This window comes from Solwaraspora sp. WMMB335 (assembly GCF_049179075.1).
Lineage (GTDB): Bacteria > Actinomycetota > Actinomycetes > Mycobacteriales > Micromonosporaceae > Micromonospora_E.
On record NZ_JBMHMF010000001.1, the window covers coordinates 1502202 to 1520076 of the forward strand.

The 17875-nt window shown below is 72.2% G+C and carries 13 protein-coding genes; 4 read left to right on the top strand and 9 right to left on the bottom strand.

What is annotated here, in order from left to right; genetic code table 11:
- Nucleotides 1-141: 141 nt before the first annotated feature.
- Nucleotides 142-1200 carry a trypsin-like serine peptidase gene (locus ACN27F_RS06035; protein ID WP_421431616.1) on the bottom strand — a complete coding sequence of 353 codons (1059 nt, stop codon included), beginning with the start codon at nucleotides 1198-1200 and terminating at the stop codon, nucleotides 142-144.
- Between the two features lie 262 nt (nucleotides 1201-1462).
- On the opposite strand from ACN27F_RS06035, the gene ACN27F_RS06040 reads away from it, so the two are divergent.
- Nucleotides 1463-3514 carry a S8 family serine peptidase gene (locus ACN27F_RS06040; protein WP_421431617.1) on the top strand — a complete coding sequence of 684 codons (2052 nt, stop codon included), beginning with the start codon at nucleotides 1463-1465 and terminating at the stop codon, nucleotides 3512-3514.
- Between the two features lie 97 nt (nucleotides 3515-3611).
- Here ACN27F_RS06040 and ACN27F_RS06045 read toward each other — a convergent pair whose 3' ends face one another.
- From ACN27F_RS06045 to ACN27F_RS06075, 7 genes are all read right to left on the bottom strand, one after another.
- Nucleotides 3612-4502 (bottom strand): alpha/beta fold hydrolase, encoded by an 891-nt coding sequence (locus tag ACN27F_RS06045; protein ID WP_421431618.1) that lies wholly within the window; start codon nucleotides 4500-4502, stop codon nucleotides 3612-3614.
- A 141-nt stretch (nucleotides 4503-4643) separates the two neighbouring features.
- Nucleotides 4644-5420: an ABC transporter ATP-binding protein gene (locus ACN27F_RS06050; protein ID WP_421431619.1), complete on the bottom strand. Its 777-nt coding sequence runs from the start codon at nucleotides 5418-5420 to the stop codon at nucleotides 4644-4646.
- The gene (locus tag ACN27F_RS06055) at nucleotides 5417-7111 is read right to left on the bottom strand and encodes a dipeptide/oligopeptide/nickel ABC transporter permease/ATP-binding protein (RefSeq protein WP_421431620.1); all 1695 of its coding nucleotides are present in this window, start codon (nucleotides 7109-7111) and stop codon (nucleotides 5417-5419) included. Before ACN27F_RS06055 ends, ACN27F_RS06050 begins: the two co-directional genes overlap by 4 nt.
- Before the next feature lie 3 nt (nucleotides 7112-7114).
- Entirely contained in the window at nucleotides 7115-8155 is a 1041-nt protein-coding gene (locus tag ACN27F_RS06060; protein ID WP_421431621.1) for an ABC transporter permease, read from the bottom strand.
- Between the two features lie 5 nt (nucleotides 8156-8160).
- Nucleotides 8161-9762 carry an ABC transporter substrate-binding protein gene (locus ACN27F_RS06065; protein ID WP_421431622.1) on the bottom strand — a complete coding sequence of 534 codons (1602 nt, stop codon included), beginning with the start codon at nucleotides 9760-9762 and terminating at the stop codon, nucleotides 8161-8163.
- Nucleotides 9763-9773: 11 nt separating this feature from the next.
- The gene (locus ACN27F_RS06070; protein WP_421431623.1) at nucleotides 9774-11372 is read right to left on the bottom strand and encodes a hydantoinase/oxoprolinase N-terminal domain-containing protein; all 1599 of its coding nucleotides are present in this window, start codon (nucleotides 11370-11372) and stop codon (nucleotides 9774-9776) included.
- Nucleotides 11369-12511, bottom strand: coding sequence for a DUF917 domain-containing protein (locus ACN27F_RS06075; RefSeq protein ID WP_421431624.1), 1143 nt, complete (start codon nucleotides 12509-12511; stop codon nucleotides 11369-11371). The genes ACN27F_RS06070 and ACN27F_RS06075 overlap by 4 nt, the downstream gene beginning before the upstream one ends.
- A gap of 73 nt (nucleotides 12512-12584) precedes the next feature.
- On the opposite strand from ACN27F_RS06075, the gene ACN27F_RS06080 reads away from it, so the two are divergent.
- Entirely contained in the window at nucleotides 12585-14060 is a 1476-nt protein-coding gene (locus ACN27F_RS06080; protein WP_421431625.1) for a PucR family transcriptional regulator, read from the top strand.
- Between the two features lie 37 nt (nucleotides 14061-14097).
- Here ACN27F_RS06080 and ACN27F_RS06085 read toward each other — a convergent pair whose 3' ends face one another.
- On the bottom strand, nucleotides 14098-15588 hold the full coding sequence (locus tag ACN27F_RS06085; RefSeq protein WP_421431626.1) for a carboxylesterase/lipase family protein: 1491 nt from the start codon (nucleotides 15586-15588) through the stop codon (nucleotides 14098-14100).
- Nucleotides 15589-15713: 125 nt separating this feature from the next.
- On the opposite strand from ACN27F_RS06085, the gene ACN27F_RS06090 reads away from it, so the two are divergent.
- Together ACN27F_RS06090 and ACN27F_RS06095 are read left to right on the top strand one after the other, a co-directional pair.
- Nucleotides 15714-17261, top strand: a complete 1548-nt coding sequence (locus ACN27F_RS06090) for an amidohydrolase (RefSeq protein WP_421431627.1) — start codon at nucleotides 15714-15716, stop codon at nucleotides 17259-17261.
- Nucleotides 17258-17872 (top strand): FMN-binding negative transcriptional regulator, encoded by a 615-nt coding sequence (locus tag ACN27F_RS06095; RefSeq protein ID WP_421431628.1) that lies wholly within the window; start codon nucleotides 17258-17260, stop codon nucleotides 17870-17872. Before ACN27F_RS06090 ends, ACN27F_RS06095 begins: the two co-directional genes overlap by 4 nt.
- Nucleotides 17873-17875 lie beyond the last annotated feature (3 nt).

Here is a 17875-nt window from a genome sequence, read left to right on the forward strand (position 1 = left end):
GACAATGTCAAGCTCACCGCGCCGGCCGCTGACGGGCGGCCGACGATCGAGTGGTACGGGAGGTGCCGCAGGCGATCCGCGGCACCTCCCGTCGCATCTGCGACACCGTCGACGGGCGCCACCGGCCCCGGTGAAGACGCGCTACGGCGATATCGCTTCGGCGTAGTAGAAGAGGCCGGCGTTGAGGTCGTCGAAGTACGGTCCGTAGACCTCGTTTGGGAGCGGATCGTAGATGTGGCTCGCCACGCTGGTGAGGTATCCGAGCCCGGACCCCAGCACGCCGAAGTTGAGCAGCATCGGCCCGCCGCTGCCGCCCGGGGCGAAGCTGCACGGACTCATCCCGATCTGCCCGGACCCCCCGGAGTAGGTGGCGCCCACGCAGACCCGCTGGGTGTTGATGCCCCCGGGGTAGGCCACGACCGTCACCGCCGGCCCCACCGGCTGGTTCCACGCCAACCCGTTACCGCCGACCACGGACGCGATCGGTGTACCGCTCATGATGGCGACGCCGACGTCCGCCGACGTCCTGGCGTAGTAGATCCAGTCCGTGCGGGCGGCGAGGTTCTCCGCGATCCAGAACCCGTACGGCGCTCCGTTGTCGTACCCGGGCGCGAAGATCCAACCCTGCATCCACAGACCGTCGTGTACGCAGTGCCCCGCGGTCGCGACCAGCCTGCCCTTCGTGCTGCTCACGACCGCCCCGGAGCAGACGTGTTCCCGCCCGTCGATCGGGTCGATGAAGAAGACCTTGCCGGCTGCGGCCGACGCTGCCGCGGCCGGTGATACCGACGCACCGGCGGCGCGGGCGGCCTCGGCGATCGCCTCCGCCGACGGTGGCGTCGGTGCGGTCCTCATCGGCTTGCCGGTTGGCGTCTCCGTGCCGGCACCGGCCGTGTCGGTGCCGGCGTCACGCTGCGTCCTGTTTCGTTGCGGCGGGGTCGCGGCGCGCATCCGCTCCGGCGTCCAGTATTCCCGGATGTCGGCGACCGCGTCGACGCCCGCCCGCCCGTCCGGCGTGGTGGCCGCGCCGCTGAGGAAGGCTCCCTGCCGTTCGCCCAGTGGCCCGGCCCCGACGATCGCGTTCGGCGAGACGCGTGAGTAGCCCTCGTCAGGTGTGGCGACGGCCGGTAGTGCCGTCACGGCGAGGATGACGGCGACCCCGGCGGCCACCGTCACCGTTCTTGCTCTGCCTCTTCGCATGAACCGCTCCTCATGTCCCACGCGACGTGTCCCACGCGACGTCCAGACGCGTCCGTTCAGGCTGGCGGAGCCATCTGGTCACGGTCTGGACGAGAACTGGTCGGCGTGCCGCCGGAGCCGGATCAGGACATTCGATCGCCAATCGTCCGAACGGCTGAGCCCTCGGCGGCGGCTGTCGACAAAGATGGGTGCGGTCGTTGCCAGGAGGCAGCACAGTCCATCCCGCGTCCATATTGGACGTTGACACCAACGGGGAGTTCACGTGTCCCAATCTCGCCGAGCCGGCCGCTCGGCCCTGGCCGGGATCGCCATCGTCGCGGTCACGGTCGCCGCGACGATCACCGGCACGGGTGCCGCGCAGGCCCACCCGCCGGTGCCGGCCAAGGCTCCAGGCCTCTTCGGAGCCACCGCCAGCAGCGTCATCAAGGACAGCTACATCGTGGTGTTCAAGGACACCAAAGCCCAGCCGACCGAGGTCGGCGCCAACGCGGCGGCCCTGACCAGGCGGTACGGCGGCACCGTCTCCCACACGTACACCCGCGCGATCCGTGGCTTCGCCGCCCGGATGAGCCAGGCGCAGGCCACCTCGCTCGCCACCAACCCTGCGGTGGCGTACGTGGAGCAGAACCGCACGATGTCCAAGTACGACACCCAGGTGAACCCGCCGTCCTGGGGTCTGGACCGGGTGGACCAGATCTTCGCGCCGATGAACAAGCGCTACATCTACCCGAACACGGCGGGCAACGTGCACGCCTACGTCATCGACACCGGCGTCCGGATCAGCCACCAGGAATTCGGTGGCCGGGCCAGTTACGGCTACGACTTCGTCGACAACGACCCGGTCGCGAGCGACTGTGACGGCCACGGCACGCACGTCGCCGGCACCATCGGCGGCGCCAACTACGGCGTCGCCAAGGGCGTCAGCCTGGTGGCCGTGCGAGTGCTCGACTGCGAGGGCCGCGGGACGCTGGCCGGCGTGATCGGCGGCGTCGACTGGGTGACCGCGAACGCGGTCAAGCCGGCGGTCGCCAACATGAGCCTCGGTGGCGCGCCGAGCGCCGTGCTGGACGCCGCGGTCGAGTCCTCGATCGCCTCCGGCATCAGCTACTCCGTCGCCGCCGGCAACAGCGGCGCGGACGCCTGCGAGGAGTCGCCCGGCCGTGCGGCCTCGGCCATCACGGTCGGCGCCACCGACGAGGTCGACTTCCGAGCGTCGTTTTCCAACTATGGTCCATGCGTCGACATCCACGCACCGGGCAACCACATCCCCTCGTCGGTGGCCAGCAACGACACGGCGATCGACCGGTACAGCGGCACCTCGATGGCCAGCCCGCACGTGGCCGGCGCCGCCGCGCTCGCGCTGTCGGCCAATCCTGGCTGGACGCCCACCGAGGTGCGCAACTTCCTCGTGTACGGCGGCACCCGGCGGGTCGTGCGCAACACCGCCGCCTACAACACCAGCGACGTGATGCTGCGCATCGGCACCACTGCCGTGCCGTTGGCCACCGGCCTGCGGTCGCTGACCAACGGCCGCAACGTCTCGGTCGGGTCGAACGGCACGCTGCCGCTGACCGCGACCAAGCCGCTGAGCGAAATCGGCGACTCGGAGAAGTTCACCCTGGTCAACGCCGGTGACGGCTACTACGCGTTCGCGTCCTGGGTGCACGGCAAGTACGTCAGCGCCACCTCGGGCGGTGCCGGCTCGTTGGTCGCCAACGCGACCGCGATCACCGACGCCGAGCGCTTCCAGCCGATCATGAACGGTGACGGCACGGTCAGCCTGATCGCCAAGATCAACAGCAGGTACGTCACCGCGCCGTCGGGCGGGGCCAGCCCGCTGATCGCCAGCGCCACCACGCTCGGCGTGGCGGAGAAGTTCATCTGGGCCTCGCCAGCGGCGGTCGTCGCGTTGCGATCCGCGGTCAACAGCAAGATCGTGACCACCCCGGGCCTCGGCGCGAGTCCGCTGATCGCCAGCGCCACCGCCGCCAACAAGTCGGAAAAGTTCGACATGCTCGACCTGGGTGGAGATGCGATCGCGCTACGGGCACACTCCAACCGGCACTACGTCAACGCGCCGGCGGGTGGCACCCAACCGTTGATCGCCAACAGTATCGCGGTCGGCACGGCACAGACGTTCTGGCTCTACCACGGCGGAAACGGCAGTGTGGTGTTGCAGTCCGCCACCAATGGGAAAGTGGTGGAGGCACCGAACAACGGCAACTCGCCGCTGATCCCCAGCTTCGTCCCATCCCCTGAAGGGGACGTTGGGCCCTCGACGATGTTCTTCCACGAAGATCTTTCGGTGAACTGACCATTCTGATTCGGTCTGGCCGGCCGCTGGAACACCCACCACACGCAGGTGTTGCAGCGGCCGGCCGCCGGCCCGCCGGGCCGGGCCGCCCCCGCGATCACTGATGGTTTCCGGCCACGGACGTCACGAGCCGCCGGATCTCCTCGGTGATGAGGTCGGGCTCGGTGATCGGGACGTAGTGGCTGGAGTGCTCGGCGACGACGTGCCGTCCACCTGCGGACCGGGCCGCGCGTTGCTTGTGTGCGGCGATCGCCGCGGCGCGGATCGCCGGGGGCATTCCGTCGCCGGGACGGGCGCCCGAGATGACGGTCACCGGGATGTCGCCGATGTCGGGTGGGGCGGTACGCCACGCGGCGATTTCGTCGAGGAACGTACGTGCCTGCGCGGCCTGGGTGCGGATGACGGTCGGGGTGAAACCTTCGCGTTCGAGGTCGGCGCGTACGTCGGCCGGGCAGGCATCGAGCAGGAAGCCGTACAACCGTTTCAGGGTGCCGGTGCGGGCGAGAACGGTGCCGGCCATGATGGCCAGTCGTTCGGCGTGCCGGAATCGCCGGCTGAACAGGACGTCTGCGCTTTCGTCGGTGGGGTCGACGAGCACGAGGCCGCGGATCCGGTCGGGACGGCGGGCGGCGGCCAGACGGACGATCGGCCCGCCGGCGCTGTGCCCGGCAAGGATGAACGGACCGGGACCGTAGTGATCGAGCAGGTCGTTGAGATCGTCGGCGATCCGGTCCAGGGTCCGCCCGACCGGATCCGGCGCGGAGCGGCCGAGTCCGCACCGGTCGTAGGCGACGGCGCGGGCGAATCCGGCCACCCGGGGCTGGACGAGAGCCCAGGACGACCGGCTTCCCGCGGCGCCGGCTTCGAACACCACGGTCGGTGCGGTGTCGTCACCCGGCCCGGGCAGCATCGCGGCGTGCAGCCGACGGCCGTCCCGGGTCATGATCCATTCGGACAGACCCTGCGTGTGTCGGCCGGCATCCGTCACGGAGACCTCCCAGTCGGACCAACCCTGTTAGGTCAGCCTAATCTCGATGGTTACCTGCCGACGAGCGGGGCCGGCAGCCAACGAACGAAAGCAGTCGATGGATGGAGCCAACGACCGGAGCCGACGAGGCCGGCAGCTCTGTCAGTAGGCGTCCCAGTCGGGGCGTTCCCCCAGCACCGGAACGGCGGCGAGCAACTCGCGGGTGTAGGTGTGCGTCGGCGTCGACAGGATCTGTCCGGTCTCGCCGTTTTCGACGATCCGGCCGTGGCGCATCACGCTGACCGTGTCGCAGACGTAGCGCACCACCGCGAGGTTGTGCGAGATGAACAGGATCGTCAGCTCGAGCGAGGTTTGCAGTTCACGCAACAGGTTGAGGACCACACCCTGCACCGACACGTCCAATGCGGAGGTGATCTCGTCGGCGATGATCACGGTCGGTTCGGCGGCCAGGGCGCGGGCGATGGTGATCCGCTGGCGCTGGCCGCCGGAGAAGGCCGCCGGCAGGTCGCGGGCGCGACCCGGATCGAGGTGGACCATCTCCAGCAGTTCGGCCACCCGCCGGGCCCGCCCGGCCCGCGACAACGATCGGCCGCTGGCCCGCATCGCCTCGACCAGCGAGGCGCCCACCGACATGCGCGGATCCAGCGCCGAGTACGGGTCCTGGAAGATCAGTTGTACGCGGCGGCGGGCCCGGCGCGCGGCCGACGATCGTCCCGCGATGTCCGTGCCGTCCAGCAGGATCGCGCCGTGTGACGGCCGAACCAGTCCGACCGCGGCGGCGGCCAGGGTGGACTTGCCCGAGCCGGACTCGCCCACCAGCCCGTGCACCGTGTTCGACGCGACGGTCAGGTCGACGGCGTCCACCACCGTGGTGTGCCCGTACCGGACGCAGACCCGCGAGAAGGCGAGGGTGCTCACGGGATCACCGCCAGCGGCCGGTTGCGGTCCGTCGTCATGTGCGGCACGCAGGCGATCAGCGCCCGGGTGTACGGGTGCCGGGCCTCGTGCAGGCGGTCGGCCGCCAACTCCTCCACGATCTCGCCGTCGCGCATCACCAGCACCCGGTCGCAGAACGTGCTGACCAGGGCGATGTCGTGGGAGATGAGCAGGATGGCGCTGCCGGTGCCGCGCCGGGCCCGGTGCAGCACCCGCAACACGGTGCGCTGCACGGTGACGTCGAGCGCGGTGGTCGGCTCGTCGGCGATCAGCAGTCGGGGCCGGCCCATCAGGCCCATGCCGATCATCACGCGTTGTCGCATGCCGCCGGAGAGTTCGTGCGGGTACTGCCGGACCCGCCGGGCGGGGTCGTCGATGGTGACCGTGGCGAGCGACTCCCGCGCCCGTTTCCGCGCCGCGCTCCGGCCGATCCGCTCGTGCACCTCGCTCACCTCGGTGAGCTGCCGGCCGATGGTCAGCGCCGGGTTGAGTGAGGTGAGCGGATCCTGGAACACCATGGCGAGTTCGAGCCCGAGCCGCCGGCGCGCGGCCGCGTTCAGCGGCGCGGCCATGTCGATGTCGCGCAGCCGCAGCGCGGCGGCGTCGACCCGGGCGTCGGGCCCGAGCAGTCCGGCCAGGGCCATCGCGGTGACCGATTTGCCCGATCCGGACGCCCCGACCAGGCCGACCGTCTCCCCCGCCCGGATGCAGAACGACACTCCGCGTACCCGTTCGTGCAGGTGGCCGTCGGGCGCGGGGAAGCTGACCCGCAGGTCGCTGACCACGGCGACCACGTCCCCGGCGGGAGCGTCGGCCGGGGCGGCCGGGGCGGCCGAGCCGGGCAGGCGCCAGAGCCCGAAGCCGGGCCGCACCGGCTGGCCCGCGAACAACGCGAGCGAGTTGAGCACCAGCCCGGTGAGTACGACGGCCATGCCGGGGCCGAGCGCGGCCATCGGGTTGCTGTAGATCTGCTCGATCCCGTTGCGCAGCAGGCGCCCCCAGTCGTACGCCGGTGCCTGCACGCCCAGCCCGAGAAACGACAGCCCGGTGAACGCCAGCAGCGTCGCCGACGCGACGGCGGCCGTGTTGACCAGCAGCAACGCGCGGATGTTCGGCAGGATGTGCCGCCACACGACGCTCACCGGGCCGACGCCCACGATCCGGGCGGCCCGGACGTAGTCGCGTTCGTTCACCGACGCTGCCGAGGTGTAGGTCAGCCGGGCGAAGGTCGGCACGCCGGCGAAGCCGACCGCGAGCATCGCCCCGGTCACGCTCGCGCCCCAGATCGCCGAGAAGAACAGCGTGAGCAGCAGCCACGGGAACGACATGAGGATCTCGATCGCGGCGGTGGCGAACCGGCGCAGCATCCGGGGCAGCAGCACCACACCCACCCCGACCGTGACGCCGCCGAGGCCGGCGATCGCCGTCGATCCCAATGCGACCAGCACCGACAGGCGGGCGGCGACGAGCGTGCGGGCGAACAGATCGCGGCCGAGTTCGTCGGTGCCGAACCAGTGGGCGGCGCCGGGTCCGTCGAGCCGTCGCTCGATCACCGTGGTCGTCGCGGCGTCGCCCCAGATCAGCGGGGCGAAGGCCACGGTCGACACCAACGCGAGCACGCCGACCACGGTCAGCACACCCTGCGGGCTACGCGCCCCGCGCGGCACGGACACCGGTCAGCCCTCCATGATCGACGAGCGCGGGTCGAGGGTGGCCAGGATCAGGTCGACCAGCAGGTTCAGGGCGAGCACCAGGGTCGCGTACACCAGCACGACGCCCTGGATCATCGGGTAGTCCTTCGCGGTGATCGACGAGACGATGGTGGTCCCGAGGCCGGGGATGGCGAACACCGTCTCGATCACGACGGTGCCGGCCACCATCCCGCTGAGCACCAGTCCGCCGGCGGTGAGCGCTCCGGTGATCATGTTGGGCAGCGCGTGCCGCAGGTAGAGCAGCCGGGCCGGCAGGCGTTTGCTGCGGGCGGTGGTGAGGTACGGGGTGTCGAGCACGGCGAGCATTTCGACGTGCACGATCCGGGCCAGGTACGCCATCGGGCCCAGCGCCAGCGCGACGACCGGCAGGATCGCCTGGTCGAGATCGCCCCAGCCGGCCACCGGCAGGACGCCGAGCGTGACGCCGAACAGCGCGACCAGACCGATCGCGCTGAGCAGTTCGGGCACGGCGATGATCGCCCCGAGCAGCCAGGACACCACGGCGTCGGCGATCCGGTGCCGGCGACGGTGGGCGCCGACGGAGGTGGTGATCCCGATGATCAGCGCGCCCAGTGCCGCCAGGACGAATCCGAGCAGGGCGAGGGTGAGCGTGGCGGGCAGTCGTTCGGCGAGCGTGGCGCCGACGTCGCGGTGCGTCTGCAGGGAGACGCCGAGGTCGCCGCGCGGCAGCCCGGTGACGTAGGCCACGAACTGCCGCGCGGCGGGCGTGTCCAGGCCGAGTTGCGCTCGGGTACTGGCCACCAGCTCCGGTGTGGCGCTGGGACCGAGCGCGGCGCGCACCGGGTCGCCGGGCACGAGGTGCACGATGGCGAAGGTGGCGACCACGACGACGGCCAGGCAGAGCACCGCGCGACCGACCCGGTGCAGGACGAACGCCGCGCGCGGCGGCAGCCGGCGGCGGGCGCGACGGTCCCCTCGGCGCGCGGCCGTGGGTTCCGTCGGCAGGGCAGGCGGCACCGGGTCCACGGTCGAGGGGATCGTCATGGCGATCAGCCCAGCATGCGGATCTCGGCCGGCGAATGGAAGACGTCCGCCGTCAGTTCCGCACCGGACAGGTACGTCGTCAGCTCGTTGTCGGCCAGCGGGAAGACGTCGGTCCGGTCGACCAGTTCGGCCTCTGCCTGCTGCCAGAGGTCACAGGTCGCCTCGGGGGTGGCCTCGGCGGCCTGGGCGATCAGCGCCTCGTACGCGGGGTTGTCGACGAACATGAAGTTGTTGCCCCCCTGGTCCGGGGTGGCGGCGGCGAAGAAGCTGGCCAGCACCGGCGGGCTGCCCGGCGCGACCTGGACGAAGCCGGTGTCCCAGTCGAAGGTCTGGAACAGCTGCTCGGACCAGGCGGCGGCGTTGTTGCCGGACAGCTCGGTGGTGATGCCGAGCTGGTCCCAGGTCTGCTGGACGAGTTCGGCGGCCGGGGCGTGGGTGGCCGTCGCGGCGTCGTAGATGAACTTCACGGTCAGCGGCGCACCGTCCTTGGTACGCCGGCCGTCCGCGCCGGCCGTCCAGCCGGCCTGGTCGAGCAGTCGCTCGGCTTCGGCGAGGTCGGTGTCGGGCAGCTGCCACTTCGGGCCGCCGGCGACGCAGACGAACGGAGCCGTGACGATCAGCGACCGCGAGTCGATGGCGGTGCCGTTGCTGACCACGTCGCCGACCGCCGCCCGGTCCAGGGCCAGGACCAGGGCCCGGCGTACGAGCGGGTCGGCGGTGACCCGGTCGGCCTTCTCGTTGAACAGCATCTCGCCGACCGGATTGCGCTGGGTGATGGTCGCCAGCTCCATCGCGTCGAGCCGGTCGCGGCTGGCACCGGTGATCACGGCGGCGTTGATGTCCTTGGCGACCAGCAGGTTCGCGGCGGTGGTCTCGTCGGTGACGACCCGCACCTCGACCGTGTCGGGCAGGCCCTCGGTGGTGCTGGTGACGCCGTCGGGGCCCCAGGTGTAGTCGGTGCGCCTGGTGTACGTGTAGGTCGAGCCCGGGGTGGCGGAGTCCAGCTGGAACAGCCCGGTGCCGGCGGTCGCGTCCTGCAGGCTGTCCGGGTCGGCCAGACCCGACGGGCAGACCATCTCGACGGTGGCGGTGTTGGCCAGCAGCAGCGGGTCGTTCCTGCTGCGGGCGACGGTCAGCGTGTCGCCGTCGGCGGTGGCCGTCACCTCCTCGTTGACCTGTGACCCGTAGTAGAAGGTCGCGTGCTCGGGGTCGGCGTGGTAGTTGATGTTGTCGGCCGCGGCCTGCGCCGTGAACGGGGTGCCGTCGGCGCAGGTGATCCCCTCCTTCAGGGTGTAGCTGACGGACGTGCCGGTCTCCTCCCACGAGGCGGCCAGCCACGGTTTGAACTCGCCGTCCTTGGTGACGGCGGCGAGCGACTCGTAGGCGTACGCGACCATCGCGCGGGCGGCGAGCGAGACGCCGGTCATCGGGATCAGGTGGCCGGGGTCCGAGGAGATCGCGGCGACGTAGCTGCCGCCGGAGACGTAACCGGCGGCCTCCCCGTCGCCGTCGCCGTCGGATGAGGTGCCACCGCAGGCGGCCAGGCTGGTCGTGGTCAGCAGGGCGGCGGCTCCGGCCGCGTACGCCCGCATTCGGGTTCTGGTCATATCTGGTTCCTTCACCGCTCGCTGGTGGGTGGGAAGTGTCTGAACTGGGCGAGTGGCCCGGCCGCCTTGACCGAGACCTTGAGGGTGGGCCGTACGGAGTAGGAGACAGGTGATTCGAGTACGTCGATGATTTTCACCCGGGTCGGGTCGGCACCGGCCTGGATGGCCCGGTCGATGGCCGCGCGACTGGCCTGGCCGATCGCGGCTGCCCGGTCGACGAAGTCGCAGACCTCCTCGGCGCGCCCGCCGGCCAGGGCGATCGCGGCACCGACCGCGTTGGCGACGTCGCCGTGCTCGGGGCGCAGCACGTCACCGGCGCCGAGCACCCGGTCGGGCACCAGGAACCCACCGCCGCCGACCACGACCAGTGGCAGGCCGGTGCGACCCAGCGACATCCGCTCGACCGCCGACTCGATCCGGTCGTGCGCGCTCGCCAGCGCCGTGGCCAGGCCGGCGCGCGTGCTGCCGTCGAGGTCGGCGAGCCTGGTGCGGGCGAGGTCGGCGAGCGTACGGCCGGCGGGCCCGCCGCCCTGCGCCGCCGCCGCGTCGGTCAGCGTGGCGGTCGAGCCGCCGAAGATCAACGCCTCCTCGGTGATCCGATAGCCGACCGAGTCGTGCCCCGGCACCCCGGTCGCCGGGTCGACGATCGTGCCACCGCCCAGGCCGAGACTGAGGATGTCGGGCATCCGGAAGTTCGTCCGTACGCCGCCGACTTCCCGGGGCATCGTCGACTCGCGCGGAAAGCGGTCGACCAGCACGCCGAAGTCGCTGGTGGTACCGCCGACGTCGACCACGATCGCGTTGTCCGCGCCGGTCAGGTACGCGGCGCCACGGATGGAGTTGGCCGGGCCGGAACCGATGGTGAGGACCGGGTAGCGGGCCGCGTACTCGACCGCCATCAGCGTGCCGTCGTTCTGCGCGAAGTACGTGGTCGCGCCGATGCCCTCCTCGGCGGTCACCGTGGTCAGCGCCGAGGTCACGTCCTGCGCGACGCGGTGCAGGGCGGCGTTGAGCACCGTCGCGTTCTCCCGTTCGAGCAGGCCCAGCGCCCCGATCTCGCTGCTCAGCGCCACCGGGATGGCGGCACCGACGTGGTCACGAATCAGCTGTTCGACCTCGAGTTCCTGATCGGGGAAGGACGGGCTGAAGATGCCGCTGACCGCGACCGCGTCGAAGGCCCCGGCGTGGAAGTCCAGGAACCGCAGGATGACGTCGCGGTCGAGCGGCTTGATCGGATAGCCGTCGACCATGTGGCCGCCACCGACCAACGCCACGCCGGCCAGCACGGTGTCGCGCAGGTCGCCCGGCCAGCCGATCAGTGGCGGATAGACGGTGGCGGCCGGCGCGCCGAGCCGGATCACGGCGACCCGGCCCAGGTCGCGACGGCGCACGATCGCGTTCGTGGCGTGGGTGGTGCCGAGCATGACGCGGGAGACCGCGTCGCGCCGTTCGCCCAGGTCGGCGAGCACCCGGGTCAGGCTGGCCCGGATGCCGCCGGTGACGTCGGGGGTGGTCGGGCTCTTGGTCCAGGCGATGACCTCGCCGGCGGCGGACAGGGCGACCGCGTCGGTGTTGGTGCCGCCGACGTCGATCCCCACGGCGATGCTCATCGGGCGGGCTCCCGCGCCACGAAGGGGACGTACGGCAGGTCGTAGCCGAAGGCCGCGGGCCCGGCGAGTTCAAGGCCCCGGCGGGTACGCCACAGCGGGTCGCAGGCCCAGGCGATGACGCTGACCCGCTGGCCGAAGCGGAGCAGTTCGGTGGAGATCGCCTCACCGGTCTCCGAGTCGACGATGCTGACCAGGTCGGGGACGCTGGCGAGCACCTCGCCGTCCTCGAGGACCACCAGGTTCTCGTTCTGGATCTCGACCCGGGCCAGCCGGCCACGGTCGTCCCCGACGCCCTCGACGGTCACCGATCCACGGGTGAAGCCGGCCTCGGTGTTCCGCTCGACGTCAATGATCTTCCCAGAGATGATCCTGCCGCCGCCCAGTTCGTCGACCAGTTCGTCGACCGGGTCGACGGTGCCGCGCCGGGCCGCCGAGCCGGGTCCGCACCGCAGCAGGCGGTGACCGACCTGGATCGCCCGGCTGACGGTGCCCTCGACGACGGCGCCCGGTGCGTTGCGCTTGGTCATCACGTAGTGCGCGCCGAGCGAGATCGCCCCGCTGGCGACGGTGATCGCCCGGGCGTGCCGCTCCAGCCAGCCGAGGTCGACCGTGCGCAGCACCGAGACATTGCCGACCACGTCGCTCATCACGGCGAACGGGCTGGGCAGACCGGCCACGTTCATCGCGATCATGGTGGCTTCGGGAAACGCCCGGCCCATCCCGTCCGCGTCGAGGACCTTGAGCCCCAACTCGGCGGCCCAGCGCACCGGGGCGACACCGTTGCTGCCGCCGATCTCGGCCGCCATCACCGCGGTCACCCGCCGTTCGATGATCTCCTCGACCTCCCGGACGATGCTTTCGGCCTGGCCGACGGCGCCGAGCATCTCGATGCCCACCGACGGCGCACCGATGCCGGACAGCACGATCGCCGCGTCGTCGTCGGTGAGTTCGCCGACGCTGACGACGCCCACCGGCCCGTACTCGTCGATCGCCGCCTCGACGGCGAGCCGTTCGGTGTGCACCGCGCCGCCGCCGCCGGTGCCGAACACGGCACAGCCGGCGGCGAGCGCCGCGATGTCGGACCGGGAGATCACGCGGACCGGGTGCCGCGAGCCGCCGGACAGGGGGTGATCAGGCATGGACCGAGCCTAGAGAGGCCGCTCAGCGGGCACTATGTGTTGTCAGACCTGAAAAATGCGTCAGACTGTGCCTGTGAACCAGGTGCATCTCGACGACGTGCTCACCCAGGGTGCCCGGCTCGGTCTGCGGCACGTGGCCGGCCCCCGAGGTGACGTCGTCGCCTCGGGCGTCGAGATCGTGCCCCCGGAAGACCTGGCCGCGGTGTCCGCCGGCCGCGTGGTGATCGTGTCGCGCGCGGCGCTGCGGCCCTTTCAGGTGGACGTCGCCGTACGCCGGGCGATCGCCGCGGGCTGCGCCGCGCTGGTCTTCGTCGGGGACTTCCGGCTCGCCGAGACCGCCCGGGTGCTCGCCACCCGCGGTGGCCTGCCGGTGCTGACGGGCGCTGCCGGCCCGTCCGAGCTGGCCGTCTTTCTCGATCGGAGCATCCGCGGCGGTGCCGAGGAATCGCTGTCGCGGGCCGAGGACGCGATCGCCCGGGCCACCCGCGCCGCCGCCGACGTACCCACCCGCCCGGCGCTGGACCTGTTGGCCGAGGCCGGCGCGGCGCTCGGCACCGAGCTGCGGCTCATCGAGGATCCCGGGGTGGCCTGGTCGGCACCGGACGCGGTGTGCGTGGGCGAGGTACCGATGGGCCGGCTGGTCGCCGACCGCGACGACGCCTCGGTGGCCATCGCGCTGCCGGTACTCGCCGCCCTGCTGTCCCGCTCGCTGCAACGCGAACTTCAGGCCCGGTTCGGCCCGGCCCGCTCCCGGGCCGACCTGATCGTCGAACTCGTCTACGCCGAGTCCTCGCGGATCGACGGGTTGGCCGTCGAGGCCACCCGGGCCGGGCTACCGGTGTCACTGTCGCACGCGGTCGCCTGGCTCACCCCCACGCACCGCTACAACCCCGCGCTGCGGGCGCCCGAGGTGCTCGCCTCCTCGATCGAGCTGTACGCGCTGCAACTGGTCGACCGGCGCGACGAAGTGTGGCATCTCGCGGTGCTGCACGACAACGTGGTGATCGTCGCGTCCGAGGAGCCCGGCGCCCCGGACCATCAGCGCCGGCTGCGCGAGGTGGTCGAGACGGTGGTCGCGCACGGCAGTTCGGTGGCCGGTAGGGACTGGCGGTTCACCGCCGGGCTGGGCACCCCGCAGAGCGGGGCGGGCGGGCTACGGCAGTCCGCCACCGAGGCCCGGATCGCCGCCGAGGCCGCGATCGCCGGCGGGCGGGCCGGCAGCATCGAAGCCACCGACGTGACCGGACTGCGGCGGGTGCTGCTCGACTTCTACGCGTCGCCGCTGAGCCGGTCGCTGCTCGACGACATCCTCGCACCCCTCGACGGGTTGGCGCCCGACCGCGCCACGACCGCGCTGCAGACGCTGCTGGCGTACCTGCGCAACCGCAACTCGCTGGTGCGAGCCTCGGCGGAGCTACGGCTGCACCCGAACGCGGTCAACTACCGGATCCGGCGCATCGAGCAGACCCTCGGTCTCGACCTCACCGAGCCGGACACCCGTTTCGCCGTCGAACTGGCCTGCCGGGTCCGGCTGATCGCCCGCCGGTGACGCCCGCATCAGGTCCGTGCAGGGTCCGTGCGGACGATCAGTCGGGCCAGGCGCGCCGGTCGGGGCCACCGGGATCGCAGCCGACGGTCGGCGGGACGTCCCAGATCAGGGTGGCCCGGTCGGTGGGCCGGTAGGGCGGCCAGGGCTCGCCGCCGACCCGGGGTACGCCGTCGCGGGCGAACGACGCCCAGGCGGCTGCCATCATCGTGGCGAGGGTGTCGGCCGCCGGTGCGTCGCGCAGGGCGGGAACGTCGGCCAGGTTGCCGAAGACCAGGGACGTCTCCACGCCGTGGCCGGCGCCGACGTCGGGGCGGGCCGGGTTCTGCCACCGGAGCAGGTACATGAAGACCGGCGCGCCTCCGGCGGTCGTCCGCAGCTGCGCGACCCGGATGGTCGGGATGCGGAACATCGCGTCGCCCAGGGCCCGTTCGGCGGACAACGCGAAGTCGTCGCCGCTACCCGCGTAGTGCTCGGCCACCGGGGTGGCCCCGGTGGCCCCGCTCAGCCCGGCCAAGCCGCCCAGCCCGACCAGCAGCGTGGCCAGTTCGTCCACCGTTGCGGGCAGGCCCCGGCCGCGCATCAGCACCCGCATCTCGTCGGCGTCGGTGCCGAGGATCAGCGGGATGTCAGCGCCGGCGCCGGCGGCGAGCGCCGGCGCCACCGGGACGGGCAGGGTCTCGTCGTCGAGCACCGGCTGCCAGCCGCTGCCGCCCGGCAGCGGGATGGTGGCCAGCGCGGCGGCGGGAAGTTCGCGCAGCTCGGCGGGGTCGCCGACGGCCGACAGCACGGCTTCGGTCATCGGTTGGGCCTGCTCCGGGGTGAGGCCGCCGGGTGCGCCCGGCGAGGGCATCACGCCGCTCTGGCAGATGGCCCGGTGGAACAGCCCGGCGGCGGACGGCATGGCGAGCAGGGTGGTGATCTTCACGCCACCGCCGGACTCGCCGAACAGGGTGACGTTGGCCGGGTCTCCGCCGAAGGTCTCGATGTTGTCGCGGATCCACTCCAGGGCCAGCACGATGTCGCGCATGCCGACGTTGGCGTCGCCGCCCAGCAGCGTACGGGTGTCCAGGTAGCCGAGCAGGCCCAGGCGGTGGGACGGAGCGACGACCACGACGTCCTGGGTCGCGCACAGCCGGCGGCCGTTCTCCCGGGGGCGGGTGGCCTGCCCGAAGAGAAGACCGCCGCCGTGCAGCCACACCATGACCGGGCGGCGGGCGCCGTCGGCCGCCGGGGTCCACAGGTTCAGGTACAGGCCGTCCTCGGTGGACTCGGTGACGTACGGCGCGCCGAAGACGGCGCCGTAGTACGCCTCGTCGTCGGCGGACATGCCCCACGGCTGCGGGGCCATCAGCGGCCAGCGGGTGGCGGCGTAGGTCTGCGTCCAGGACCTCGGCGGGACCGGGGCGCGGAACCGGCGGTCGCCGCCGATCGGGCCGGCGTAGGGGATGCCACGGAATTCGCTGACCCCGTCGAACCGCAGTCCGCTGACCGGGCCGCTCGTGGTGGGTAGCGCGGCAGTCTCAGCCATGAGCCGGATGCTGCCACAACGGTCGGCCGAGCTGGACCGAACATGGTCTGTCAGCACAATCAGCACGATTTTGCTGGGCCGACGGAACATTGAACACCGGGCCGTGGTCTTCCTACTCTCGGAGGATGCACCCGGATGTCATGTTGCGGGACGCCCGCCTACCCGGCGTGGACCGGCCACACGACGTGCTGCTGCGCGGCGGCAGGGTCGCCGCGGTCACCCCGGCCGGCGGCCCGCGCCCCGCCCCCGCCGGAGTGCGGGCCGGCGGTGTACGACTGGACGGACGCTGGCTGTGGCCCGGGCTGTGGGACGAGCACGTGCACTTCACCCAGTGGGTCAAGCACCGCTCGCGGGTCGACCTCGCCGGCACGGCCAGCGCCGCCGAGGTGGTCGACGTGGTACGCAGGGCGATGCCGGCCGGGCCGGCGCGGGCCGGCGCGACGTACGTCGTCGGCTACGGGTTCCGCGACGGGCTGTGGCCGGACCGGCCGACCCGCGCCGCGCTCGACGCGCTCGACGCGCACCGGCCGATCGTGCTGATCAGCAAGGACCTGCACTGCGGCTGGTTGAACTCGGCCGCCGCCGCCCTGCTCGGCGCGGACCCGGGCGCCGGCACCGACCCGGACGACAGCGGGCTGCTGCGGGAGACCGCCTGGATCGGCACCCTCGACCGGCTGGACCGCGAGACCGCGCCCGGTGTCGACGACTACCGGGCGGGCGCCGACGCGGCTGCCCGCCGGGGCGTGGTCGGCGTCGTCGACTTCGAGAACGCCGACAACCTGCGGCTCTGGCCGCAGCGGGTGGCCGGCGGCGTCACCGCCCTGCGGGTGGAGGCGTCCATCTGGCCGGCCCGGCTCCCGGCCGCGATCGCCGCCGGCCACCGCACCGGGGCACCGCTGGACCGGCACGGGCTGGTCACCGTCGGCCGGCTCAAGGTGGTCGTGGACGGGTCACTCAACACGCGGACCGCGCTGTGCTGGGACCCGTACCCCGGTACGGTCAACCACGGCGTGCAGGCCGTGGCCCCCACGCAGTTGCGCGATCTGCTGGCCACCGCCCACCGGGCCGGCATCCGCCCCGCCGTACACGCGATCGGCGACCGGGCGAACACCCAGGTGATCGACGAGTTCGAACGGCTCGGCATCCCCGGCGTGATCGAACACGCCCAGCTGGTCGCCGAGGCCGACTTCGCCCGCTTCGGACGTCTCGGCCTGGTCGCCAGCGTGCAACCGGAGCACGCCATGGACGACCGCGACGTCGCCGACCGTTACTGGGCCGGGCGTACCGGGCGGTCGTTCGCCTACCGGTCGCTGCTCGACGCCGGAGCGACACTGCGGCTCGGCTCGGACGCGCCGGTGTCGCCGCTCGACCCGTGGGCCGCGCTGGCCGCCGCGGTCGACCGGTCCCGCGACGGACGCGACCCCTGGCACCCCGAACAGGCCCTGCCGCGCGCGGCGGCGCTGGCCGCGAGCGCCCGGGGGCGCACCACGGTGGTGGTCGGCGATCCGGCCGACCTCGTCGTGCTCGACCACGACCCGACGGGCGTCGAACCGAGAGAGCTCCGCGACATGACGGTCGCGGGGACCCTGCTGGCCGGCCGCTGGACCTGGAACGGCCTGGAACAGACCGGACGCCTGGAACAGACCGGACACAGCCTGGAGCAGACCGGATGACGAGCTATGTGATGGCCGACGATGACGACGCCAAGACGCTGATCCGGGCGCACCCGTGGGCGACCCTGGTCAGCAACGGGCCGCACGGGCTGGTGGCCGCGCACTACCCGGTGCTGCTCGACGAGGACGCCGACGGGATGGTGCTGCTCAGCCACCTCGGCCGACGCGACGCCGACCGGTTCGGGCTCGGCTCGTACGAGCTGATGGTGATCTTCCACGGCCCGCACGGATACGTCTCGCCCAGCTGGTACGGCCTGCCGACCGCGGTCCCGACGTGGAACTTCGCGGTCGTGCACGCCTACGGTGTCCCACGCCGCCTCGACGCCGCCGAGAACCTGCGGGTGCTCGAACGGCTGGTCGACCGCTTCGAGGATCCGCTGCCCAATCCGTTCCGCCTGCACGTCACCGAGGCCAACACCGCGTACGCCGAGCGGATCGTCGGCGGCACGGTCGGCTTCTCGATGCCGGTGCGCCGGTTCGTCGGGCGCGACAAGATGAGTCAGGACAAGCCGGCCGAGGTCGTCGACCGGGTGATCGCCGCGCTGCTCGCCCCCGGGCCGTACCGCAACCCGGAGCTGGCCGACCGGGTCGCCGGCCACCGGCACAGGTGACGC